21 protein-coding genes and 1 tRNA gene are annotated in these 24,676 nt (G+C 51.6%); 8 read left to right on the top strand and 14 right to left on the bottom strand.

Going from position 1 to position 24,676, the window contains the following annotated elements; genetic code table 11:
- Positions 1-165: 165 nt before the first annotated feature.
- Positions 166-720, top strand: a complete 555-nt coding sequence (locus tag BM181_RS06425) for a phosphoribosyltransferase family protein (protein WP_075443107.1) — start codon at positions 166-168, stop codon at positions 718-720.
- 68 nt (positions 721-788) lie between these two features.
- Here the strand turns inward: BM181_RS06425 and BM181_RS06420 are convergent, their stop codons facing one another.
- The 4 genes from BM181_RS06420 to BM181_RS06405 form a co-directional block, all read right to left on the bottom strand.
- Positions 789-1,289 (bottom strand): hypothetical protein, encoded by a 501-nt coding sequence (locus tag BM181_RS06420; RefSeq protein ID WP_075443105.1) that lies wholly within the window; start codon positions 1,287-1,289, stop codon positions 789-791.
- Between the two features lie 96 nt (positions 1,290-1,385).
- On the bottom strand, positions 1,386-2,099 hold the full coding sequence (locus tag BM181_RS06415) for a hypothetical protein (RefSeq protein WP_075443103.1): 714 nt from the start codon (positions 2,097-2,099) through the stop codon (positions 1,386-1,388).
- Between the two features lie 89 nt (positions 2,100-2,188).
- Positions 2,189-2,461, bottom strand: a complete 273-nt coding sequence (locus BM181_RS06410; protein ID WP_033169776.1) for an HU family DNA-binding protein — start codon at positions 2,459-2,461, stop codon at positions 2,189-2,191.
- 100 nt (positions 2,462-2,561) lie between these two features.
- Positions 2,562-2,774 (bottom strand): hypothetical protein, encoded by a 213-nt coding sequence (locus BM181_RS06405; protein ID WP_075443101.1) that lies wholly within the window; start codon positions 2,772-2,774, stop codon positions 2,562-2,564.
- 233 nt (positions 2,775-3,007) lie between these two features.
- On the opposite strand from BM181_RS06405, the gene BM181_RS06400 reads away from it, so the two are divergent.
- From BM181_RS06400 to BM181_RS06380, 5 genes are all read left to right on the top strand, one after another.
- Positions 3,008-3,958 carry a GGDEF domain-containing protein gene (locus tag BM181_RS06400; RefSeq protein WP_075443099.1) on the top strand — a complete coding sequence of 317 codons (951 nt, stop codon included), beginning with the start codon at positions 3,008-3,010 and terminating at the stop codon, positions 3,956-3,958.
- Positions 3,959-4,120: 162 nt separating this feature from the next.
- A complete protein-coding gene (locus BM181_RS06395) occupies positions 4,121-5,038 on the top strand; it encodes a hypothetical protein (RefSeq protein WP_075443097.1) in 918 nt (305 codons plus the stop codon).
- 126 nt (positions 5,039-5,164) lie between these two features.
- Complete coding sequence (locus BM181_RS06390) at positions 5,165-5,527, top strand: hypothetical protein (RefSeq protein WP_075443095.1); 363 nt, start codon at positions 5,165-5,167, stop codon at positions 5,525-5,527.
- A gap of 168 nt (positions 5,528-5,695) precedes the next feature.
- Positions 5,696-7,069 (top strand): radical SAM/SPASM domain-containing protein, encoded by a 1,374-nt coding sequence (locus BM181_RS06385; protein ID WP_075443093.1) that lies wholly within the window; start codon positions 5,696-5,698, stop codon positions 7,067-7,069.
- A 76-nt stretch (positions 7,070-7,145) separates the two neighbouring features.
- Positions 7,146-7,577: a hypothetical protein gene (locus BM181_RS06380; protein WP_075443091.1), complete on the top strand. Its 432-nt coding sequence runs from the start codon at positions 7,146-7,148 to the stop codon at positions 7,575-7,577.
- Between the two features lie 168 nt (positions 7,578-7,745).
- Here BM181_RS06380 and BM181_RS06375 read toward each other — a convergent pair.
- Both BM181_RS06375 and BM181_RS06370 read right to left on the bottom strand, forming a co-directional pair.
- Positions 7,746-7,832, bottom strand: a tRNA-Leu gene (locus tag BM181_RS06375).
- A gap of 66 nt (positions 7,833-7,898) precedes the next feature.
- Positions 7,899-8,474: a double-strand break repair protein MRE11 gene (locus BM181_RS06370; protein WP_075443089.1), complete on the bottom strand. Its 576-nt coding sequence runs from the start codon at positions 8,472-8,474 to the stop codon at positions 7,899-7,901.
- A 252-nt stretch (positions 8,475-8,726) separates the two neighbouring features.
- Between BM181_RS06370 and BM181_RS06365 the strand changes: the two genes are divergently transcribed.
- Both BM181_RS06365 and BM181_RS06360 read left to right on the top strand, forming a co-directional pair.
- Positions 8,727-9,800, top strand: coding sequence for a type II asparaginase (locus BM181_RS06365; RefSeq protein WP_075443087.1), 1,074 nt, complete (start codon positions 8,727-8,729; stop codon positions 9,798-9,800).
- A 175-nt stretch (positions 9,801-9,975) separates the two neighbouring features.
- A complete protein-coding gene (locus BM181_RS06360; RefSeq protein WP_075443085.1) occupies positions 9,976-11,058 on the top strand; it encodes an HAD family hydrolase in 1,083 nt (360 codons plus the stop codon).
- A 107-nt stretch (positions 11,059-11,165) separates the two neighbouring features.
- On the opposite strand, the gene BM181_RS06355 is transcribed toward BM181_RS06360, so the two are convergent.
- The 8 genes from BM181_RS06355 to BM181_RS06320 form a co-directional block, all read right to left on the bottom strand.
- Entirely contained in the window at positions 11,166-14,579 is a 3,414-nt protein-coding gene (locus tag BM181_RS06355) for a DEAD/DEAH box helicase family protein (protein ID WP_075443083.1), read from the bottom strand.
- Positions 14,580-14,799: 220 nt separating this feature from the next.
- Positions 14,800-15,192 (bottom strand): PBECR2 nuclease fold domain-containing protein, encoded by a 393-nt coding sequence (locus BM181_RS06350; protein ID WP_256211312.1) that lies wholly within the window; start codon positions 15,190-15,192, stop codon positions 14,800-14,802.
- 224 nt (positions 15,193-15,416) lie between these two features.
- Positions 15,417-16,253: a restriction endonuclease gene (locus BM181_RS06345; RefSeq protein WP_075443081.1), complete on the bottom strand. Its 837-nt coding sequence runs from the start codon at positions 16,251-16,253 to the stop codon at positions 15,417-15,419.
- Between the two features lie 238 nt (positions 16,254-16,491).
- The gene (locus BM181_RS06340; protein WP_075443079.1) at positions 16,492-17,592 is read right to left on the bottom strand and encodes a restriction endonuclease subunit S; all 1,101 of its coding nucleotides are present in this window, start codon (positions 17,590-17,592) and stop codon (positions 16,492-16,494) included.
- A 128-nt stretch (positions 17,593-17,720) separates the two neighbouring features.
- On the bottom strand, positions 17,721-19,181 hold the full coding sequence (locus BM181_RS06335) for a type I restriction-modification system subunit M (protein WP_075443077.1): 1,461 nt from the start codon (positions 19,179-19,181) through the stop codon (positions 17,721-17,723).
- A gap of 86 nt (positions 19,182-19,267) precedes the next feature.
- The gene (gene ftsY / locus BM181_RS06330; RefSeq protein ID WP_075443074.1) at positions 19,268-20,182 is read right to left on the bottom strand and encodes a signal recognition particle-docking protein FtsY; all 915 of its coding nucleotides are present in this window, start codon (positions 20,180-20,182) and stop codon (positions 19,268-19,270) included.
- Between the two features lie 13 nt (positions 20,183-20,195).
- The gene (gene smc / locus BM181_RS06325) at positions 20,196-23,741 is read right to left on the bottom strand and encodes a chromosome segregation protein SMC (RefSeq protein ID WP_075443072.1); all 3,546 of its coding nucleotides are present in this window, start codon (positions 23,739-23,741) and stop codon (positions 20,196-20,198) included.
- A 16-nt stretch (positions 23,742-23,757) separates the two neighbouring features.
- A complete protein-coding gene (locus tag BM181_RS06320; protein WP_075443070.1) occupies positions 23,758-24,666 on the bottom strand; it encodes a LysR family transcriptional regulator in 909 nt (302 codons plus the stop codon).
- Positions 24,667-24,676: the final 10 nt, after the last annotated feature.

The raw sequence follows: 24,676 nt of genomic DNA, 5'->3' as shown, positions 1-24,676 counted from the left end.
CCAAACAGAAAATTTAGTCTCATGGGTGTATTCTATTACAAAACCCGCGCCAGTACAAGGTATAAACTCTAATTTTATACAACTTTTCACCGAATTATCATATTCATTTGCACACAGCGGGGAAAGAGAGTATAATAGGTGGGTACTAAACGAGAGAGGTGTACTATGGCTGATAGATTTTATGAATTGACTGTTGCAGGCTGCACGCGCTCCCTGCCGATCCTGAACGTCACGGATAAACTGGCCATCGCCGGCTTCATCATGCTGGGCGATCCGGATCTGACGCTGGCCTGCGCCAAAGAGCTGGCCAAGAAGATCCCGGCAGATACCGACATCATCCTGACCGCTGAGACGAAGGGCATTCCCCTCGCTGCCGATCTGGCCCGCGAGCTTGGCATGCCGCGCTACATCGTAGCCCGCAAATCCGTCAAGGCTTACATGGAGAACGCCATTTGGGTCGAGGATATCTCCATCACCACGAAAGGCGTCCAGAACCTTTGCCTCGACGGCGTCGATGTCGACCGCATCAAGGGCAAGAACGTGCTGCTGCTCGACGACGTCATCAGCACGGGCGGCTCCATGAAGGCGCTGCGCGAGTTGACCGAAAAAGCAGGCGGCAAGGTCGTCGGCGAAGCCTGCGTACTGGCTGAGGGCGATGCCTCCAAGCGCGATGACATCATCTTCCTCGAGCCGCTGCCGCTGTTCGACGCACAGGACTGAATCCAGCCAAACAAAAACTCCGTCCGGGATATTCCCGACGGAGTTTTTTTGTTGGCACAGGAAAGCGATCAGAACTTGACCGTCACGCCGGCGCCAACGCCGTTTTCACGTTTGCCGTTCTCCGGCTTGAAGTTGTGATAGTTGATGTTGAGGTCAACGTTGAGCAGCAGGTTCTTGTTGACACCGACCGACACCTCGTTGAAGTCTTTGCCAGCGACATAGGACGCATAGGCATCAAAGCCCATGACCCTCGGCGTGCTGACTGCTACGCCGCCAAAGAGCTGGTTCTTATCGCCCGGCAGATCCCAGCGGTAGCCGCCGATGAGCTTGACCTGGGAGCCCACGACATCATACTGCAGGTAGAGGTCCTTCTGGTCACCATACTGGTCGCGGCGGGCCAGCTGCGCGCCAACCGTAGCCTTGCCGCTCACCTTATGTTCAAGGTAGGACTCGTTCGTCCCCACCCCAATTGCCGTCTCATTTGCGGCCATCTGATTGACCGGTGCAGCCATGACCGCCGACGAAGCCGCCAGCAATGCACCCAGCGTCAACAATGCTGTTTTTCGCATGGAAAAACTCCTTTCTGGAATACCTGAGAAATACCAAGTACTAGCGTAATCGTTTTCGCGCCATCTGTCAATTAATCGTCCATTAAAATGGCCACATCACTCCTGGCGCAGCGCATCATAGAGCTCCACCATCTCGCGGATATTCTGGATTTCCTGGGCACTCATATCATGGCGGCGCGACTTTCCCCCCTCCTTGTAATACACGAGGGTCGCCGCCCCCGCAGCGATGATCTGGCGGAAGGCTGCCAGCGTCGCCGCATCGGCATTCATCACATAATTCTCCGACAGCCAGGACGCGTCGGAAGACATATGCTTGCGCAGCTCTGACGGGTCGAGCACGAGTGTTGCCGTCTGCCCGCCCGCATAGATGTCGAGCCGGTCCCCCATGATCCAAGCCGTCTGCTCCGCATCGGTGATCGAATAGTAGTAATAGATATCGTTCTTCAGTACACAGCGGTCATTCTGCGCAGCGACAAAGGGCCGCAGATAGACCCCCGTCGGCAGTTTCTTCGGCCAATGGTGCTTATAGTAGGTCACACCATTGATCGTCTCTTCCCACATCTCGCCAGCCGCCCGCTCACGCCTTGCAACAGCCTTACGCGGCTTCTCCCCTTCGTCCTTCGCTTCACGGGCCTTGTCGGCCGCCTCACGCGCCTGACGCCGTGCATCGATCTCCTGCTGCGCCTCCTGCTCTATCTTTGCCTGCTGCTGCTCATGCTGGACGCTGTACGCATAATACGCCATGCCGCCGATGACCATGATGAGCAGATACAGGATCGCCGCCGCCAGGATGATATGCGATTTCTTCACTGTCACCCCTCCTACGAAAAAGAGCCCGGCAGGACAATCCTGTCAGGCTCTTTCTGGATACTCAACCGCGTATCGCTAATCGCAAAGGATTAGTATTTGACGCTGGATTTGAATGCCAGGCTATCGCTAGCAGCAATCTCGATCGTAGCGCCCGTCTGCGGGTTACGGCCCTGACGTGCATTGCGATGAGCTTTCTTGAACGTACCGAAGCCGATGAGACGGATCTCAGCATCAGCTTTAACGCTCTCCTTTACCGTTTCGAGCAGTGCATCGACAACAGCTTTCGTATCTTTCTTGGATACGCCAGCAGCCTCTGCAACTTTATCTACCAGTGCGGATTTGCTAAGTACTTCTTTTGCCATAGTGAGTAATCCCCTTTCACTTTGATAACACGACGTATTATAACGAATTATCTTGCATTCGTCAATCATTTTTGCCCGGCAGGCACAAATTTATCGAAAATCAGCCGACTGTAGTGCGTTCCGCCGCAGCCACAGCGTCGTTGAGAGCCGCCTCATAACCGGCAGCATAGCCATCCTGTTCCCGGCTCGCACCATAATCACGCAAGAGATCCAATACATCCTGCAGCTGGTCGTCCGTCCACGCGCTCATCGCGCACATCGTTCCCAGTTTATCAATGCAAGCCAGTTCTTTCCCCTGTGTATCTACAGTCATCACGATTCTCCTTCACACATAATTTGCATCAAAGCGGACATATGTCCTATTTTGTCCGGTACCTATGACAGTATACCACGGGAAATTCTTCATAAACAGTCTTGACATTTTCTTTCTTTTTCCCCCGCAGCGCCGCGGCCAGCGTTTACTATCACTCGCAACTATGATATGATGATTACACAGATAAGTGTGTCAATTCAGCGACAAATCCAAACAACAAAGGAACGATGACTATGAACTTATCCATGGAAATTGCCCTTTTCCTGGTACTTATCATACTCGCCCTGACGTTCCTGCTTTACTGGGAACACCAGCGGCGCACCGAACAGCATGATTACTTCCAGTGGCTTTGTGAGGCAGCGGGGCTCTATGTGTTCGATTACGACCCCATCCACGATACCATGCGCCTTTCAGCCGCCTGCGCCACGGCCCTGCAGCTGCCCGAGAAGATCCACCCCTTCTCCAGCGCAGCCAGCCAGGCCAGCACACCCTTTGCCCAGGTCGGCATCCGCTTCCTCAAGCAGGCCATGCAAAGCCCGGACGAAACAGCCAACCTCTGCCTTACTTACGACAGCAGCCATACCTGCTTCTATCGCGTGACCGCGCACAACTTCATCGACAGGAAGCAGGCTGTGCACCATACCATCGGTTTCTTCTACGACGTCACCGCCGAGATGCTGCGCGAGAAGCGGCTCGAACGCCAGGCAGCCATCGACCACCTAACGGGGGTCTACAACCGCGGCGCCGTCCACGAACTCATCCGCCTCGCCCTCAAGGACCAGACGCCGAGCGCCTTCATCATGCTCGACATCGACTATTTCAAATCCATCAACGACACGGCTGGCCATCAGGCTGGCGACGAGGTCTTATGCAGCATCGTCCGCGTGATCCGCGAGCACATCCGCCACACTGACATCGTCGGCCGCATGGGTGGCGACGAATTCTGCATCTACCTCCCCAACGTCCCCTCGCGGGAATACGCCCAGATACTCTGCGAACGCATCCGCTCCACGATTCCCAGCGAGATCTCCTACGGGAATCAGCAGCACCCGGTCACCATGAGCATCGGCTGCACCATCTCCCGGCCCACCGATAACTTCACCAGCCTCTATTCCCGTGCCGACAACGCCCTCTACCAGTCCAAGCGTCAGGGCCGCAACAAAGTCACGATCGACGACAAATAAACGCCAAGAGCCATCAATAAGCGCAAGATCATCCAGCTTATTGATGGCTCTTTTTCACGCTCCAGCTCCAACCAGAGAGGAATTTCAGAAAACATCCAGAAGTAAAGAATATCCGCCAGGCACTATGCCAGAAGCAAAGAAACAAACGGAAGGAGAATACTTATGCGTTACAAGAACTTGACAGCAACGGCGCTCACAGCATTTTCCCTGCTCATTCCTTGGAGCAGTGGTACAGCCATGGAAAAAGCCGCCACGCCCCCCAGCGCCACCGCCAGCCTCAAGACCTGCATCTACCAGCAGGCCGGTCTCTATCTGCGGATTCCCCGGGACCTTGACCACCTGCTGCTGATAAAAACAGGTAGTGGCCAGCAGCTTTTTTCCGTTGCGGAACGGGCGTCCGTCGAAGCAGCCAAAAAAGAGATGCCAGCCTACGATGGCGCAGGCTGGCTTTTTGCCATCGGCAAAGTCACAGAAACCGAGCTTCATGAGATGCTTTGCGCAGATATGTCTGGCAGGGAATTATTCGCCCAGGACCAAGCCGGCAGCTATTTTATCTTCTATCATCCTACGGATGTGCGCTATATGCGGGAGTCAGCAGACGCCATGCGGCAGGATCAAGAAACATGGAGCAAGCTCTGTGCCTGGGCCCATAACGATGTACCTCAGCATTTCATCGCCGATAACGGCCTGATTGCCTTAACCGCCGACAACAGTCCGATCGGCATTCATCTCGCCCGTATCAGCTACAAACCCGCAACAAAATATACTTTAGCCCAAAATGACCAGAACCCGCGCACTGGCAATCGTCTCCAGGCTGCCTCCTTCGTCAATATGCTGCTCTACGGCAATACCTTTGAAACCGTCCCCGACAAAAAAGCACCACAAGGCGAGCTGGTAACCCTTACCCTGCCCGGCGAAAAAGTCTCCCTGGCTTTCTTTCAACGCGACGGCAGCACCTATGTCCTTGAAAGCCGCCCGGATGGCGAAAAGACGCTCTACCAGGCTATCCCGCGCGAAGAACATGCCGAAGCACTTGCCGTTATGCAGGACTGGTATACGTCTCTGGCCCAGCTCCCATGATAAGCTTGCCTTCCTTTTCACAGCGGAACGAATATTTTTCTATCACTCCTAAACACTTTTCGCATCCGAGGATATAAAGAACAGAAAGCAAGACAACAAACCCAAAGATGTGAGGAGGAAAATAAAATGGCTAAGAATCTCATGAACAACAACCGCATGACGGACAAGGAACTTTCCCTGGTATCGGGCAGCTTCGATTACGGCTACGGGCGCGGCAAGGACATCTGGGTAGATGGCAAAAAGTACTACGTCGTATATAATCGCACCCTCAACCAGAACGAGTTTTATGACTACGCCAAAGGCGATGTGACCAGACAAATGATTCAGTGGAACCTTGATTGCGGGCAGACGCAAATGCGCTATTACAACCAAAGAGTTGGCGACCTTACGGCCAGTGTGCAGGATGAAGCCAGATCACGTGGAATGAAAAAGAATGCGGTTGCCACGCCGCCGATGACTCGCATTGCAGGCGTTGGTTCAGCCGGTTAAGCCAGCACCAAAAGTGACCACCTGCCAAATAGACAAGGCTGTTGCATGAATGTTCACACATCACATGCAGCAGCCCTTCGTTTTTCCTTGCAGGAAATCCGCATTGCCTGCAGAATGTATGACAAAAAACAGATCCGATGAATGTGCAACAGCAAACGAGGTGATTCCATGTACTACAAACTGAAAGACGAATTCCGGCTGCGGGGCTGGGAGCTTTTGCCTACAGGCATCGTACAGCGCCTTTCGGGAGCAGTGGAATTCCTGCCCCCTGCCGTTTACCATACCTTGCAAAAGGCCTGTGGCTCCCTGCCTGTCGGGAGTGCACTCTTTTCTGCCGAAGAAAAGCAGATACTCTCCGAGCTATGCGCGGCTGAGATTCTGGTAACATGCGAAAAGCCTGCGCCCTTATCTGCAGAGCAGAGTTACCGTGCTTATCCGAACCGCTTCCTCTATTCCATCCATTGGGCCATCACCAGCAACTGCAACTGCCGCTGCCGCCATTGTTATATGTCAGCCGGAAAACATACAGAAGCTGATCCCTCCCTGGAGGATTGCCTCGAAATCATCCGGCAGATGGAGGCCGCAGGCGTCCGCACCGTGTCGCTGACAGGCGGCGAGGCACTCATGCGGCGGGACTTTTTCGCCATCGTGGATGCACTGCTTGCAGCGGATATCCTCATCGTCACCGTCATGTCCAATGGCCTGCTGGTGAACGAAAAGACGCTGGACGAGTTCGAGCGGCGAGGCCTTAGGCCAGAGTTCAACATGAGCTTTGATGGCATCGGCTGCCATGACTGGCTGCGGGGCGTTCCCGGAGCTGAAAAGGCTGTACGCCGGGCCTTTGCCCTCTGCAAGGAGCGGGGCTTTCCCACGGGGGCAGAATACTGCCTGCACAAGGGGAACCTGTCAGCACTGCGGGAGAGCATCAAGCTGCTAGGCGAACTAGGCTGCCAGACCTTGAAAGTAAATCGTCTGAATCTTGAAGGCGAAGCGCTGGGCATCACCGATTGCGCCATCACCCGCAGCGAAGAGTTCCAAACCTACCTGGATTATATCCCGCATTTTTATGAGGACGGTGCGCCGCTCTCCCTGATGCTGTCAGGCTTTTTCCACAGCGATGGTATGGATGACTTTACGATTCCTTTCGTGAAAAACGACGAAGCGGAGGATTGCAGCGCTTACTGTCTATGCGGTCATGCACGCAACTATATGTATATCACCGCCGAAGGATCCATGGTTCCCTGCATTCCCATGGGCAGCACCGAAGGCGGGCGGCGCCACTTCCCCAATATAAGGGAAACGAAATTAGCCGATGCCCTCCGTGATTCGCATTATATGGGCTTTATCGACACGCGGCTGCGGGACTATTTCGCCCATAATCCAGGCTGCAAAGCCTGTGGATTCAGAAACCGCTGCGCGGGCGGCTGCCGCGGCCGCGTGGCCGCATCGGGCCACGGCGATGACCTTCTGGCCCGGGACGAAGACACCTGCGCGTTCTTCCGCGGGGGATGGTATGAGAAACTGCTGAAACTAAAACGGTAAATAAACCATAAACACTTTTGCCCCTTCGGAAATATAAAGGACAGAAAGATACCTGAACAAAAGGGAGGAATACATCATGGCAACGGAAAATGTGGCAAAATTCTTTGAGCAGCTGGCACAGGACGCAGTGCTGGCAGAAAAGCTCAACAACCTCGATAAGGCCTTCGCAGAGACAAATGACACTTCGGCAGATGATGCTGCCATGCGTGAAAAGGCAGCTGAGGCTATTGTCCTCCCACTGGCAAAAGAAATCGGTCTCCCCTTCACCCTTGCGGAATTGAAGACATACGAGCATGAGCAGTTGAAGAAAATGACCTTGGCATATGACGAACTCGAGCAGGTAGCTGCTGCCGGCCGTCCGCATAATACGGGAAAAAGAAAGTCGACGTCAGAAGGGTTTAATGCCTGTGCCTTTCTTGGTGTAGGACTGGGAAAAACTAAGAAAAACGGGAAAACCGCCTTCTGCATATTCCTCGGCGGCTCCAACGGCCCGATAGCAGGGTGCTGACAATCTTCAGCTAAGAAAACGACCTTGGCAAATGAGGCTATTGCATGTAAACAGCATGCAATAGCCTCATTTTTCATAAAAAATCTCATAGCTCTAAAATGGCTCCCCAAACATAACACACACGAAAAAAGACCCCGCGAAAACATCGCGAGGCCTTGATAGCACTAATGGTGCCGGAAGCCGGACTTGAACCGGCACGTTGTTGCCAACGGCAGATTTTGAGTCTGCTGCGTCTGCCAATTCCGCCATTCCGGCAAAATGACACTTACGTGCGTCATCAACGGTTAATAGTATAGCATCGTATACTTTGTTTGTCAAACATTATTTTTTAGATTTTTCAGGAGCCTTATCCCAGCCCTTGGCCTGGACTTCTTCGCGCGCTTTCTGCTTGATCTGCTCCTGGTACTTTTCCATTTCATTGCGCACGGTCTGCAAATCAGAACGTCTATAACGGAATTCGCCGCAGCGGGCATTGTATTCATTGATCATCGCATTGAATTCATCAATCGCTTTGTTGTTATACTGGTTGATATGTGGGCGCATAGCCTCCAGCTTGATATCCATCATAGCCATCCAGCGAAGTTCCTCACGATTCAAGGTCGTGCTCTTGCCCTGCGGCGGTTTGGAAATCTTAAGCGGCAGCCCCATGGACTCCTGCTTCTCAGCCTCCGTCATCTCTGCTGCCGCCGAGGCATCCATATGCTCGTAGATGGCCGGCTTGATCACATAGATAACCAGCAATGCCGCGACCGCATACACTACCCATTTACCAAAACCACGCAGCATCCGCGACGCCAGGCCTGGCTTTTCTACCGCTCCTGGTTCAGCTGTATCACCTTTTACCTTCTCGGTCAGCCGCGCAGCCTCTTGCTGCAGCTGTTCATTCTTATCATCCATTTTCATCCCTCTTTCCGCCCTGCGGGCACTTTGCGGCCAGTTGCAAAGCCAGCCGCCATATAAAATCCTTTTTTAGGATAACCTCCCTTTCTTAGACGTTCCTGCTATATTCATGAAAATTAGCTAAAAAATGAATTTCTTGCCGAGATTTTTGTAGTTTTTTTATAGTTTTCCGTAGTTTTGCCTAGTGAATGGTTAGAATATCTTATGGGTTGATAAAAACTATTTATTTATGGAAAGGGTGTTATTTCTATGAAAATGAAACGTCCACTTGTTGCCATGATGCTGGCTGCGATGATGGCTGGCGGCCAATGCTTTGCCAGTGCTGCCACGGGAGACAAGCCTGACATCAAAGTGCTGGCTACCGGTGGTACCATCGCCGGCAGCGCTGCCTCCGACACCAAGACCACTGGCTACAAAGCGGGTGCCCTTGGCATCGACACGCTGCTCAACGCTGTTCCCGAGACGAAAAACTATGCGGTTCTCTCCGGCGAACAGATCTGCAGCATCGACAGCAAGGACATGACCGATGATATCTGGCTCAAGCTGGCCAAGCGCTGCAACACGCTGCTCAAGGATAAAAACGTCGATGGCATCGTCATCACGCACGGCACCGATACGCTCGAAGAGACTGCCTACTTCCTGAATCTCACGGTCAAGAGCCAGAAGCCTGTTGTCATCACCGGCGCCATGCGTCCCGCTACGGCCATCAGCGCCGACGGCCCGATGAACCTGCTCAATGCCGTCCGCATTGCCGCGGATAAGAAATCTGCTGGCCGTGGCGTCATGGTCGCCTTGAACGATCAGATTGATGCCGCCCGCAACGTCACGAAGACCAACACCACGTCCGTCAACACCTTCCAGTCCCCGCTGGCCGGCTCGATTGGCGTCGTCAACGACGGTGTACCTGAGTTCTATGGACAGACCACGCGCCTTAACACGACGGCTTCCGAATTCGATGTCACGAACCTCGACAAACTGCCGTATGTCAAAGTCATCTATGGCACTGCCAACGATGACGCACTGTTCGTCGATGCTGCTATCAAAGCCGGTGTCAAAGGCATCGTCTATGCCGGTACGGGCAATGGCTCCATCCATAAGGATGCCGAAAAAGCACTGGCAAAAGCCTCGGCTGCCGGCATCGTTGTGGTCCGCAGCACGCGGCTGGTATCCGGCTCGGTCATCCCTGCCGAGCAGTCTTATATCGATGAGCATTTCATCGATGGTGATTCCCTGAATCCGCAGAAATGCCGCATCCTCTTGCAGCTCGCCTTGACCAAGACACACGACCTCAAGGCCATCCAGGATATGTTCCACAAATATTAAGTTGCATTTCCCCTCGAGCAAGCATGGGCCATTCAGGCTTCATGCTTGCTCAATTTTTTTTGGGGCTAAAGAGGAGATACTGACACTTTGCCGAATATATTACGATGGGATACGTAAGGTTATTGTCCTCAGAAAATGCTAGCCTGAGGACAGGGTATGAAGAAAGGATGATTTTATGAACAAAAAGAAACTCTGTGCCGCACTTCTGGCGATGAGCTTTGTCTTCGGGACTGGCGCCAGCATGAATGTCGAGGCCGCTACGCGCGCTGAAATCGCGCAGATCAGCGTCAAGAAGAACGGCAGTGACTTCAAGTATTGGAACCAGGATTCTGCTTCCTTCAAAGCTCTGACCAACTACGTCAAGGACGTGACGAACAAAAAGAGCCCGAACTACATCCCGGTCGAGGACCGCATCGCTGTCTTCGACATGGATGGTACGCTGCTCGGCGAGAGAACGCCGTGCTACTTCGAATGGATGATGTATCTCGAGCGTGCGCTCAACGACCCGACCTACACGCCGTCGAAAGAAGACCGTGAGTACGCGAAGGTCGTCAAGGCTGCCATCGACAAGCAGGCCATCCCGGAAGACATGGAAGGCAAAGAAGCAAAATCGCAGGCCTCTGTCTTTGCCGGCATGACGCAGCCCGAGTATGAAGCCTTTGTCAAGAAGTTCATGGAAACGCCAGCTGAGGGCCTGACGAACCTCAAACGCGGTGAGGAATTCTACCTGCCGATGGCCGAGGTTGTCTCCTACCTCAAGAACAACGACTTCGACATCTGGATTGTCTCGGGTTCCGACCGCGATGCCCAGCGCGTACTGATGAACGGCGTTCTGCCAATCAAACGCGATCACTTCATCGGCACGGACATCATGACGCTCGCTTCGGGCCAGGGTAAAACCGATGGCCTTGAGTATGTCTACGACAAAGACAAAGACGTACTCGTCCGCGGCCAGTTCGTCCTCAAAGATGTCAAGATGAACAAGGTCTCCAACATCGCCCGCGAAATCGGCCGTCAGCCGGTTCTTGCTTTCGGCAACAGCTCCGGCGATGCTTCGATGTTCAACTACACCATCAGCAAGAACAAATATAAATCGCTGGCCTTCTCCCTCTGCTGCGACGACCTCGAAAACGATCTCGGCAACACGAAGAAAGCTGACAAGATGAAAGCTGACTGCCAGAAAAATGGCTGGATTCCGGTATCCATGCGCGATGACTGGAAGACCATCTATGGCTACAATGTAAAAGTCGCCAAATAAGCACAGACTTTCTAAGACCAAAACAAGCAAACAACCAAAAGCCGGAAGGCTGACTTGTCAAATCTGACAAGTCAAGCCTTCCGGCTTTTTCTATGCTTTCGTTACCATCATGCAATTTCACTGCCGTTGCTGGTTACTTCTTTTACTTTGTCAAAGATATTACGAACCTCATCCTTATTTCGTTCAAACAATTTCGCAACGTTGTTCATCCCCGCAAAAGCTGGCTTCGTAACATCCTTGGGAATCATCTCGCCATTCTTGGCCAGATAGTCAATGATGCGCTTCACGAAGTCAATCTGACGGAGATTCAGACGGTTCTCCAACAAGAACTCGGCAAAAACTTCTTCGAGTGCCGCTCTGTCCATCCCCACGGTTTTACGCACCATCAGCCCGACAGGACATTCTCCGTAGAGAATGCGATAATCCTCATGCGTTCCCAGTTCTTCCCACAGAACCCGCTCCAACTCCCGCAAATCAACAGAAGTCAATCGCTTATTCGTGCGCAGCTTATGCACGGCAATATTATCCTGATGTTCTTTCAGATAGCGTTCGACCTTCTTCTTGTAGCTTTCCGAAGTCTGCTCCGGCGTAACGGTATGCGGTTCCCTGACCGTAATGAGCGTATCGGCAAAATCGGTGTAATAAATCCCCCTGCTCTCAGTTTCCAGGAACTTCAGCAAATCGCGTAACTGTGTCCGCACTGTTTCAAGCTTGTCCACTGTCACATCCTCCCAAAATTCGGGATAACGCACCTGCTGGATAAAGGGCTGTTTCGCTTTTATCTGGGGAATGGTCTGCAAATTCGGAGAACTCAGTTTATCGGCCGTTTCTTCTACCTGCTGTGCCTTTACCGTAATATCTTTTGCCATCAGATAGTCATACATAATGCCGTACAGCTTCTGATCAAAGAAGCGGGCCATTACATCCTCATCCTGTGCAGGTATGATGGGCGCTATATATTTACCGATCTCTGCCACATCATCTGCCGTTAGACTTGCCCAACTGCGCCTATCCCGATACTTCTCCACCTGCTGGCGATTCTGGATAACGCGGAAACTATCATCATCCAAGGCCATAACTTTGCCATGCAGTTCCTCAAACAACTCCTGTGCAAACGCCTGCCGCTCGGCATCTTTGTCCTTATGCAGCAGCAGATAGAGATTGGCCTGCAAATTGTAGATGCGCTCCACCAGGGACGGCTGGTTCTTGGACTCCTTCAGTTCGTTGCCCTGCAGGCTGAAGTATTCAAAGTTCCCGCCATAGTCAAAGATATAAAACTTCCGCTTATCCTGCCCTGGGCCAAAAAGATTTGGGCAAAGGCGTGTGCCACGGCCTATCATCTGCCAGAATTTGCTATACGACCGCACCATCTTGAAGAATACCAGATTCAGCACCTCCGGCACATCAATGCCGGTATCCAGCATATCAACAGAAACAGCAATCTGCGGCATCTTATCCGGCGTGCAGAAATCATCAATGATCTGCTCGTGATAATCAATGCTGCCATCTACCTGCTGAATGAAAGCATCGCCAAACTCCGGATACATTTCATGGAAAATATCCACGATGAATTTCGCATGCTTGCGATTCTTGGCAAAGATGATGGTCTTGCCCAGCTTATCCCCGCCAGCGATATATTGCCCCATGTCCATCAAATCCTTGAGAACCATCTGCACCGTCTGACGGTTGAACACATATTTATTGAAGTCCGAGCTCAGAATATCCGGGGCATTGTCACCTGCCACGCCGAACACATCCTCATAGTGCGCCTTATCCTCTTCGCTTAGGTCTTTATAATGCAAACCATTCTTCATGAGGTCCGTGGTACGCTCAAACTGCTCATAGGGCACAAGATACTTCTGCGCCACAGCCTCATCATAGGGATAAGCAAAGGTAGGATTGCCTGCCTCCAGCTCAAACTGGCGATACGTATTCTTGTCGACTTCATTCTTCGGCGTTGCCGTAAGGCCCAGCAGCATGGCATCGAAATACTGGAAAATCGCCTGATACCGCTGATAGATACTGCGATGGCTCTCATCGATAATGATAAGGTCAAAGGCAGCTGGCGAAAACAATCTGCGCCCCTCCGAATTCTTTGCCGTATCAATGGCGTTCATCATGGTGGGATAGGTACTGAAGATAATCCGCGCCGTCGCCGCATCATCCCGGCTATCCATCAGACTGGCCATAGGAATCTCATTGCTGAAAAAATCCATAAAGCTGCGCTTGGCCTGACGCACCAACGCGGTACGGTCAGCCAAAAACAGAATACGCTTCACCCAGCCGCCACGAAAAAGCACATCCGATAAACTGATGGCTACACGGGTCTTGCCCGTTCCCGTTGCCTGCACGATAAGCGCTTTCCTGCGCTTGTGGTCAAATGCCTCTTCCACCGCCTTGACCGCCTCAATCTGGTAAGGTCTGCCGGCAATGTCGTGATTCGGTTCGACCTCGGCCAACGTCTGCTGCATCCCGCGCCTGTCCATGCGCATCTGCAAATCGTCCTGCGTAAAGAACCCCGACACATCGCGGCGGGGATACCCGCCCTGCTCATCTAGAAATACCGTACGCAGGCCATTGGTCATAAAGATAAAGGGCCGACGGCCATACTTTGCCTCATAACTATTAGCATAGAGTTCTGCCTGTTTTGCCCCCTTCTCCGGGTCGAAACTCGTACGCTTGGCCTCCACAATGGCCAAAGGCTTCTGATCTCTGCCATAAAGCACATAATCCGAAAAGCCTGTATTGGAGGCATTAGGCATGCCGGAAACTTCTTCCTCAATGCGGCAGTTATCGCCGATTATCCAGCCTGCCGCTTCAAGGTCATAATCGATATAGCGCTTGCGGGTTTCCGCCTCCGTAATCGGATTGACATGGAACTCGCCCTGTGCCTGACGTTCCTTGCGCAGACGAATAAGCTCCTGTTGCAGCTGCTCGTTCTTTGCCCTTATATCATCGAGTTCCTGATTCTTTTCCTCCAGCTCATGCTGTTTCTGCGCCAGAGCGGCATCTTTCTTCGCGATACTCTCTGCCTGCTTTTGGATTTCCTGCTGACTGACCGTTGCCTTATCATCCGAAGACGGCAAAAGACTTTCATCAAAGACCATTTCGCCCTGAATCGACGTATAGCAATAGGCCATCCAACTCAGAAACTCAAACAGGATTCTAAGGGCCAGTACACCATCCTCATGCGTAAGAGGCCGCCCACCATGCGCGGCCCGATTGCCGAACAGGCGCAACTGGTCAAGCATGTGGAGTAGCTTCTCATCCCCCACCACTTCACAAAAACTTCTATCCTTCAGCAGAGCAAACAGCTCTCTATCCTTGCCATATTTATACGGGTCGCTCGTATCCATCCCCTCGGCACGATAAACCCACTTGATACCCAGCTCCATGGCCGAACGGCCAAAGATAGCCGCCACCTCCGGCGCAATCGCCATCCCCTGTTCTGCTTTTATGGCCCGCTCAGCTATATTTATCCATTGAGATTCCTGATTTACAAAGTCAAAATTTGAGGCCATAATTTCCCCTCCCTGTCCCATAACAGAGCACTATTCCTCATTCCTCGTTATAGCAGAAAAACCGTCCTCATACGAGAACGGTTCTCTCTAATCAGAATAGCTATCCGGCAGGCGTCCGCTTCTCCTGCATCTACTCGAGTTTCCTCTGTCATGCCATCGGCGTGTGGTCCGGACGAAATCTACCACCTCAGATAACTATTCCTTTGTTACTTACATTGTACTACTTATCCTTACGACTGTAAAGAATTTTCTTATTGCGTACAATTCTATTCCATTCTTTTGTGTCTGTTCTTAAAAAAGTTATTATTGAGTTTTTGAAGTTAGAAGGGTCTGTGGAGGTTTTTAGTCGTAAAATCAGCTTAAAGACTCGCCCCTCTATCCTTATTTCCTTCAAAATCAACGCCGTATTAGGTCGGTTGGCTTCCACGATGTAATCGGGACATTGTATTGCTTCCAGCATATACTGCTTATATCTTTCATAATCTCCCGGATGATGTAGTGCTATATGTTCAATTCGCTCATCTGTAATTATGACTTCATCACTGTCAATATCTGCCGTTACTACCTGATATAGTTCTTTGTTTAACTTCCCTATGTAATGTATATCTATCAAGTTCTACACCTTAATTCATAAGTTATGCTTTGATATTTTAGCTACTTTACTAATTTTATAAACTGTTCAAATACATATTTTGATTTATCAGTTGCTACAAAATATCAAAATGTGGAAACCTTACCGATAATGAACAACTATTAAAGGTCCTGCCCCTTTAGGGGAAGCTAAATCACTTTAACAGGTAATGCAACGTAAGATTATGTTCATTTGTAAAGTATACTTTACAAATGAACATTGAATAATGGATCTACATTATTGGTCTCGTTTTTGAGAACATTTTTTAATATAAACTTCACAATGTCATCACCGTGTATTTCTATAGTATCGTCATATCTATTATAATCAACCATAAATGATATTTTATTTATTTTTAACAACTTTATATCATATTTACCATAATATATGAAAGTTGGTTCTAAAAAAACCTTTTCGACGACTGTCGATGACGACTCAGCAGACTGAGCGTTTATTAGGTTGTTTACTAATTTTAGTACAGGGATAGTCTTATCTCCCTTTTCATTGTACAGGAAATCATTTTCGGTAAAAGAATGTATATTTATTTTATCCATAGCATCAGGATAATTTTTACAAGCCCAATCTTTATCAATATATGTTGTAAAGTTGCTAATTTGTGGAGTAAACATTGTTAGTTTTATTGAGATATCACGAATATATCCATTCCAGTCATCATCAGTAGGATGTCGCAGCTCATATAAAAGAATATCATTTGCTTCAGCATATGCTTTTGCCCCTCTTTGATATCCAGTTTTTGTGACAAATATACCTTTGGAACGTTCTGGTAAATCATCGATAACACTTTTGAATGCTAATAACTTTTCTTGAGATACTCTGCTACTGTAGTCTTTTGCTTGTACGATTGTAGAATATTGGGAAATTCCATCAGAGAATTTCCAATAAACATCAATCTGATGAGTTGTGCTTTTTCCTTGAAGGGTAACGTCATGTTCTACAGTTATATTTTCTACAGATTTTTGATTAAGAATTGATTGAAAAACTTTTTGAACAATCTTTTCATATTCTATGCCTGTGTTTTTCATATTTTCTCCCTAAGACGTTATCAATAACTATTAGTAAGTAGATATTTTTCAGAGAAGCTTTGTATTAGGAAATCTCTAAAATTCAAAAATACGACACGGAGTCATCACTTGAAGTAATCTTGCATAAACCTGTCCTTCAAAGTTTGCAATGTATCGATGCTTTGCTAGACGACAAATTCACCATAAGATATGAGCATTCCTGCCAAACGACTAAGTTCGGGCATACATATAACATTCCTTATCCAAAATAATCCTGCATAAGTTTCGATTTTAATTTTTGCAATGTTTCAATGTTTTTTTGAATAGCAAGTTTCGATTTGTCGGCCTGAACTACTAACTCTGCAAATCGATTTTGAAGTTCAATATCCGGCATCATAATTCTTACCCTATTAAGCGTTTTAACAGCTAATCCAGGCTGTGCCGCACCAGTATGAAAACGATTCAAGTTCATTTCTCTCAGTGTGATATACAACCACGTCAAATTGAATGGTATTTTAGGTGTCACTAACACGGCATGTTCTGTTGCATGAAAATTACCATGGGCAAACTGCACATTTCCACACAACGCCCCCTGTCTGCCTATAATTGCATAATCTCCCTGATAAGTTGCTGTTCTTACGTATCCACGTACACCATTCCCACCATAACATGGAATATTATGCTCATCATCTGATTGTTCATGTATATCCTGCGCAGATGTCGTAACACCAGCTTTTAACAAGCAAACATCCCCTATTGCCTCAGTGGGCAATCCCTTTGAATTTACAATTGGGTCGCCAAACATCTCTACAAACCGTGATTTGACAAGGTATTCTATTGTCTCAATTTGTTTTTCTCTCTTTGCTATCAAAGAGTCTATCAACTGAAATTTATCTGTTATGCGTCTTTGCTCTTCCAAAGATACATATTTGATTTTAAGTTCCGCAAATTGAGTTTTATTAATGATAGGAACCACGGCTGCATTGGCTTTAGCTTGCATATAATTCCGCTTTGCCATAAGTGCATACGCAAGATAATAACTTGTCACCTTCTCTTTATCTGGAATAATAGCATTTATCTGTTGATTAAAAGCACTTTCTTTTGTTGCTATACCAACTTTGCCGATTATACCTATACAGGTACAAAACACTGTATCACTTGATACTACACGAGCCTTCCCTTTAGCATAATTTGATATATAATTTTCAGTATTCTCTATATAGGATATTCTATCGTTCGATATATCACTTGGCTTAACAAATAGAATATCATCCGATTCATAATTTGCATTATCAGATGTACTCGGAGTATTTCCTGTTATTATTTCACCAAGCTCCGATAATTGTATTACATCATTCATGTATTGCTCCTTAAACACCTCATCAGTCAGTTACATGACTGACAACCTTCCTTATCGGTAAGGCTTTTAGTGAAAGTAGTTTAGTTACTAGGCGGTAATCAAGGCAGGTGGCGGTTGCCACATACATGTCACTGTTCTAGCATTTCCCGCAACTTTTCCATATCACTGCTGATTTCCATATTCAACTCGTCCAACTTCGTCATCAGTTCCACCGTACTCGGATATTCCACCGGCACATACTCAATTTCCTTATACTTATTGATGGAGAGGTCATATCCGTTCTGCCGGATTTCATCCACCGGCACAAAGAAGCTCTGCTCCGTGCGTTTGCGGCTTTCTTCCTGTTCCAGATTCTTAAAGCGGGCAATAATGTCAGGAATATCATTCGCCTCAATCTCCTGCCGCTTATCGTCAAGACTGTAACCATCCGCCTGCATGTCGTAGAACCAGACCTTATCCGTGCCGCCTGCGTTGGTCTTGGTGAAGAAAAGTATGGCCGTTGATACGCCTGCATAGGGCTTGAACACACCGCTGGGCATGGAGATTACGGCCGTCAGTTTGTTGTTGTCGACCAATTCCTTACGAATCGCCTTATGGGCTTTCGACGAACCAAAGAGTACACCATCGGGGACGATAACAGCCGCTCTGCCGCCCAATTTCAAGATGCGCAGGAACAAGGCGAGGAAAAGCAGTTCCGTCTTCTTCGTCTTAGTGACGCGCAACAGGCTTTCTTCCACCGTCTCATTGTCGAGAGAACCCTTAAACGGTGGATTTGCCAGAACGAGCGTATAGAGTTCCTTATCGGGATTATGCTTGGAAAGGCTGTCTTTATAGTCGATGCTGGGATTCTGAACGCCATGGAGCATCATATTCATGGTGCCGATGCGCAGCATGGTGGGGTCAGTATCAAAACCATGGAACATGGTCGTATTGAAATGCTTGGCCTGCGCATCATCCAGCAGCATATCTCCGTGATGTTTCCGGATAAATTCTTCTGCCGCCACCAAAAATCCTGCCGTTCCCATCGCTGGATCGACGATGGTATCGATCGGCTGCGGTGCCGCCATCTCCACCATCATCTCGATGATATGGCGCGGCGTACGGAACTGGCCGTTGATTTTAGAAGATGCCAGCTTCGACAGCATATACTCGTACAAGTCGCCCTTGCTGTCCTCCTCATCCAGTTCCAGCTTATCGATACCCTCGATGATTTTCGCCAGCTTATCCGGCGCAGAAATCTGAAAGGTAGCATCTTTCATAAAGCGCGTATAGGACGCATCATCATCGGGGTGCAGATTCTTGATAAAAGGAAAGATTTCCTCCTGCATAAGCTGAAATTGAACTGCCGGAGCCAAGTTCTTGAACTTGCTCCACCGATAGTTCTGCTGGTCCGGGCCAAAGATTTTCTCCTCGTTCTCAAAGCCCAACAGCGCCGCATTGGCTTCGTTCTCTATCTCGATATCATCGAGCTGCTTGATGAATAGCAAATACGTAAACTGCTCAATCACCAGCAGCGGATTGGTAAGTCCGCCCGTCCAAAAGGTATCCCATATCTGATCTACTTTATTTCTTTCTTCGCCAATTAACATATCTTTTCTCCTGCTCTGCCAATACATAAAAAACGTCCGATGCGAAACTTCCCATCGAACGCTTTTCATTTTTCTTTCCCTTAGTTTCAGCCCTCGAACAATGCCTTGGCAAAGTCGTCAGCGTTGAAGGGGCGCAGGTCTTCGACGCCTTCGCCGACGCCAATCCATTTGACGGGCATCGAGAGCTGGCTCTTGATGCCGATGACGACACCGCCTTTGGCCGTGCCGTCGAGCTTCGTGAGCACGACGCCCGATATCGGTGCGGCCTTGGTGAAGAGCTCAGCCTGGCTGATGGCGTTCTGCCCCGTCGTGGCATCGAGTACGAGCAGCGTCTCATGCGGCGCGCCTGGAATCTCGCGGCCGATGACGCGATTGATTTTCTCGAGTTCCTGCATGAGGTTGGATTTCGTCTGCAAGCGGCCAGCCGTATCGATAATCAGCACGTCAATGCCACGTGCTTTAGCCGCCTTGACGGCATCGAAGGCTACGGCCGCAGGGTCGGAGCCTTCCTCGTGCTTGATGACCTGCGCGCCGGTGCGCTGGCCCCAGACCTCGAGCTGGTCGATGGCCGCCGCGCGGAAAGTGTCCGCAGCAGCCAGCATGACCGATTTGCCCTGCTCCTTGTAGTAGGCGCTGAGCTTGCCGATGGTCGTCGTCTTGCCGGCGCCGTTGACGCCGATGACGAGCAGTACCGTCGGGCCTTCAGCCGCCACGCGCGTCGTGTCCTCGCCGTTATTGAGGATTGCCGCGATTTCCTTGGCGAGGAACGGCTTGAGATCCTCCGGCGTATTGATCTCCTTCTTCTTGATGCCCTTGCGGACAGCCTGCATGAGCTTGTCGGTCGTCTGCACGCCGACATCGGCCATGATCAGGGTTTCCTCCAGCTCCTCCAGGAAGTCTTCGTCGATATCGGCATAGCCGATGACGAGTTTCTCAATCTTATTCGTCAGGTTTTCGCGGGTCTTGTTCAGGCCCTTTTTCAGTTTGTCAAAAAATCCCATGGATTGCCTCCGTTTATTTTATATCATCCAGTTTTACGGACAGTATCTTCGACACGCCCGCGTCTTCGATGGTCACGCCATACATGGTATCCACAGCCTCCATCGTGCCCTTGCGGTGGGTGACGACGATGAACTGCGTGTTCTCGGAAAACTCCGTGAGGAATGAGCCAAAGCGCACGACGTTGGCTTCATCAAGCGGCGCGTCGATCTCGTCCAGTACCGAGAACGGCGACGGACGATAGCGCAGGAACGAGAACAGCAACGCAATGACGGTCAGCGCACGCTCGCCGCCCGACAGGGCCGAGAGGTTCTGCCGCTTCTTCTGGGGCAGGGTCACGAGGATATCGACGCCCGTGTTGAGCACATCATTCTCATCCAGCAGCTTGAGCTCGGCCTTGCCGCCGCCAAACAACCGCACGAAAATCTCGCCGAAATACTTCTGGATCTGGGCAAAGGCCTCTTTGAACTGCTTAGTCATCGCCTCATCCATATCGGCGATGAGGCTTTCGAGGTTGTCCTTGGCCTCGATGAGGTCATTGGCCTGTCCCTGCATGAAATCGTGACGTTTCTGCTGTTCCTCGTACTCCTCCAAGGCGTTCGGGTTGACCGGGCCGAGTTCCTTGATCTTCTTATCGAGCTCCTTCATGCGCCGGTAGACCTCCGGCGGCTCGATATCCAAGGCCTCCTCGAGCGCCCGTTCCGGCGTCAGGCCATATTCCGTGAGGATGGTTTCCTGCCACTCCTCAAGAGCCAGCTGGAGTTTCGTCTCAATGATTTCGAGCTTGTGCACATGCTCCTGCGCCTGATTGAGCTTCTTGGCTGCCTCATGCGCATCCTTGTCGGCCTGCTGGCTTTCCGTCAGCTTCGTCATGCGCTGCGCATAGATCCTGTCATGCGCCTCCTGGCCCTCGGCAAAGAGCCGCTGCCAGTTCGCATTCTGCCCGCTGATTTCCTCCAGCCGCGTGACGCTTTCAGCAAGGCCCGCGACAAGCTGCTGCTCCTCGGCCTCGTTATCCCGCAAGGATTGCTCGCTGCGCTCCTTGTCCTTCTTGCGCAGCAGCAGATACTCGCGCGAGCGCAGGGCTTCCTGCTCGAGCACCGCACGGTTGACCTCACGCTTCTGGATGTATTCCGACAGGTCATCGGCATCCTGCTCGAGATCCTCCAGCTCAATGGCCGCATCCTCCGCCGCATGGTCAGCCTCGTCAAAGACTCGCTGGGCCTCATTCACGGCCCGGACCGCCAGCGTGCGTTTCTCCTGGATGCGCGCAAAGGTCGCCTTGATCTCAGCCGCTGCCTTCTCCAGCTCGGCCACGGCCTGCTGCTGGCTGCTCTGGTTCTCAGCCAGCCGCTCCAGACTCACACGCAGCTCTGCACGATGGACGTTGGCCTCATGGAGGGCCTCCCTGGCTTCCTCCTCCTGCCGGGCCGCCAGCTGCTCAGCCTGCTGTGCCGCCGCACGGTCGGCCTTGAGCGTCGTCAGCTCAGCCTGCGCGTCCGCCAGTTTCTGCTTGAGCGCCTCGATCTCGCCGCTGCGGTTCAGGAAGCTCGCCTCCTGATGCTGCCGGCTGCCGCCCGAGAGCGAGCCGCCCGGATTTAAAAGCTCGCCCTCTTTCGTGACGATGCGCAGCTTGTAGCCATGCTTCTTGGCCAGGGCCAGTGCATGGTCGAGCGTATCGACCACGAGCGTCCGCGACAGCAGGAACTCCACGATTTTCGTGTACTTCTCCTCCGTCTTGACGAGCTCGCTGGCCCAGCCGATGACGCCCTCCTGCGCCGAGAATTTGATAGCCTGCGGCGGACGGGCCACAATGGTCGACAGGGGCAGGAACGTCACACGGCCCTGCCGCTCACGCTTGAGGAACGCGATGGCGGCCTTGGCCGTATCCGTATCCTCGGTCACGATGTTCTGCAGGTTGCCGCCCAAGGCGATCTCCAGCGCAGTCACATACTCGCGCGGCACGTCGATGAGCTCGGCTACGGCACCGGCAACGCCCTTGCGCCAGCCTTCCTGGCACTTCAGCACCGCCTTGGCCGCCTTGCCGAAGCCTTCATAGGCCTGCTGCATGCGCGTGAGGAACTGGATTTTGCTCTCCGCTGACTTTATCTGCTGCACAGTCTCATTGCAGCGGCGCTCGCAGCCGGCAGCCCGGCTGGCTGCTTCGCGCTGTGCTTTCTGCGCGCTCTGCTGCTCAGCAATGCGCTGCTTGATGGCCTCGTCCTGCTCCGCAAGCTTGGCCTGCAGCCGCTGCTGCAGTTGCGCCAGCTCCTGAAGCTGCTGCCTTGCCTCCTGCAAGCTGGCCTCGCGGGCTTCCTGATCGCCGCTGCCATTCTCGATATCGCGCTCGATAAGTGCGAGTTCCTGCTGCTTCTGCGTAAGCTCTGCCTGGGCCTGCTCACGCCGCTCGCCTGCGGCCTTGTCGACCTCTTTCTGCTCACGGATACGCTCGGCGATATTCTTGGCCTTCTCCTTCTCCTTGGCCAGCAGCTCCTCAGCCAACGTCAGATCTTTCTTCTGCTGCGCTTCTTTCTCCGACCACTGCGCCATATCGGCTACGGCCTGCGCGATCTCATGGTTCAGCTCGCTCCGGCGGCTCAGGATGCGGGCTTTGGCCGCGTCGCTCTGCTCCTGGCGCTCCTTGAGGGCTGCCATCTCCGTCGAGGCTGCCTCGATTTTCTGGCGGATGGCTTCATTCTTCTCGGCCTGTTCCTTGAGCTGCTGCTCGAAGTCGATGATTTCCTTGCCGAGCTGCTCCTTGCGCGCCGCTACTGCCTTGACCTGCGTATCTGCCGCCACGGCTGCATCGCGGCCCGCCACGAGCTTTTCATCGTTATCCTGCTTGCGCTGGCTCTCCCGCGTATAGTCCTGGGCGAGCTTCGTCAGCCGGCACTTCTTGTACTCCTCATTGAGCCCGTTAAAAATGCGCGTCTTTTCTGCATGACGCGCGAGCGGCTCCAGCTGATTTTCGATTTCATTGATGATGTCCTGCACACGTACGAGATTGTTCTCCGTATCCGTGAGCTTGCGCACCGACTCCCGCTTGCGGTTGCGGTACTTCGTGATGCCGGCCGTCTCCTCGAAGAACGCCCGGCGCTCCTCGGGCCGGCTGTTCAGGATGTCATCGATGCGGTTCTGCCCGATGATGCTCATGCCATCATGGCCGATACCCGTATCGGCAAACAGATTGTAGATATCCTTGAGACGGCAGCGCGAGCGATTGATGTAGAACTCACTCTCCCCGCTGCGGTACAGCCGGCGTGTCACGACGACCTCGCGGAAATCCACGGGCAGCGTGCCGTCGTTCGCAAAGAACAGCGATACCTCTGCCACACCGAGCGCCTTGCGCGATGCCGAGCCTGTGAAGATGATGTCCTCAGCCTTCGTGCCGCGCAGATTGCGCACATTCTGCTCACCGAGCACCCAGCGGATTGCATCGGTGATATTGCTCTTGCCACTGCCGTTTGGCCCGACAATGGCCGTTATCCCCTTGTCGAAATCAATGGAAATCTTATCCGCGAAGGATTTGAATCCATACGCTTCCAGACGTTTTAGTTGCACGTTTTTCCCTGCCTCTTCAATGTTGACGGAAATGCTGCTTGAATTCCTGCGTTTCCGTGTATTCCCTCATGAATTTCATGAACCGGGCATCTGCCCGGGAAAGATTCTTGTTGCCGCCCCAGAAAAGCGACACGCTGACGCCTACCGAGGGCGCCAGCGGCTTGCGCACGAAAATCTTCTCCATGCGCGTGACGAAGTTCGGCAGCATCGAGATCCCGCTGCCATTGGCTACCAGCTGCTTGATGGTCTTGAGCTGCGATGTACAGAGCACGATGTCCGGCACATAGCCATATTCGCCGCAGTGATCCATGATCTGGCGGTACTGATAGGTATTCGGCTGCTGCAGGATGAACTTCTCATCGCGCAGCTCGCGGAAGGAGATTGACTCCTTGCCCGCCAGCGGATGCTGCGGCGGCAGGCAAAGCACCATCTTGTCCTGCAGGATACGCATCGAATTATCGAGTTCCTCCGCGTCGCTGCCCAGCACGATACCGAAATCGAGCTCCCCTGCATCCGCGCGCTGGCGCACCTCATCCGAGTCGCTGAATTCCTGCACATCAAGCGTCACATCCGGCACATGCTCCCGGAATTTCGTAAACAAATCGGGGAACAGATACCCTTCCACCATCGGCGGCATACCGAAATGTATGATATCCTGCCGATCCGAACGGTAACGCAGCATATCTTTCTTCGCAAACGCCGCATCCTGCATGATGCGCTGCGCATGGACCAGGAAAACCTTGCCCTGCTCCGTAAGACTTACATGCTTCTGGCTGCGGTTTATGAGCATTACCCCCAGCTCAGCCTCCAGTGACTTGATTGCCTTGGTGACCGACGGCTGTGACACATGCAGTGCCTCGGCCGTCCGCGTAAAGTTCTCGAGCTCGCTGATGGTACAAAAATATTCCAATTGCCGAAACTCCATCAATAGTCCC

Origin of the sequence: Pseudoselenomonas ruminantium (assembly GCF_900113715.1) — a bacterium.
Classification (GTDB): domain Bacteria; phylum Bacillota; class Negativicutes; order Selenomonadales; family Selenomonadaceae; genus Selenomonas_A; species Selenomonas_A caprae.
Note: the sequence above shows the minus strand (reverse complement) of the source record. Positions and strands in the feature narration are given on the sequence as shown.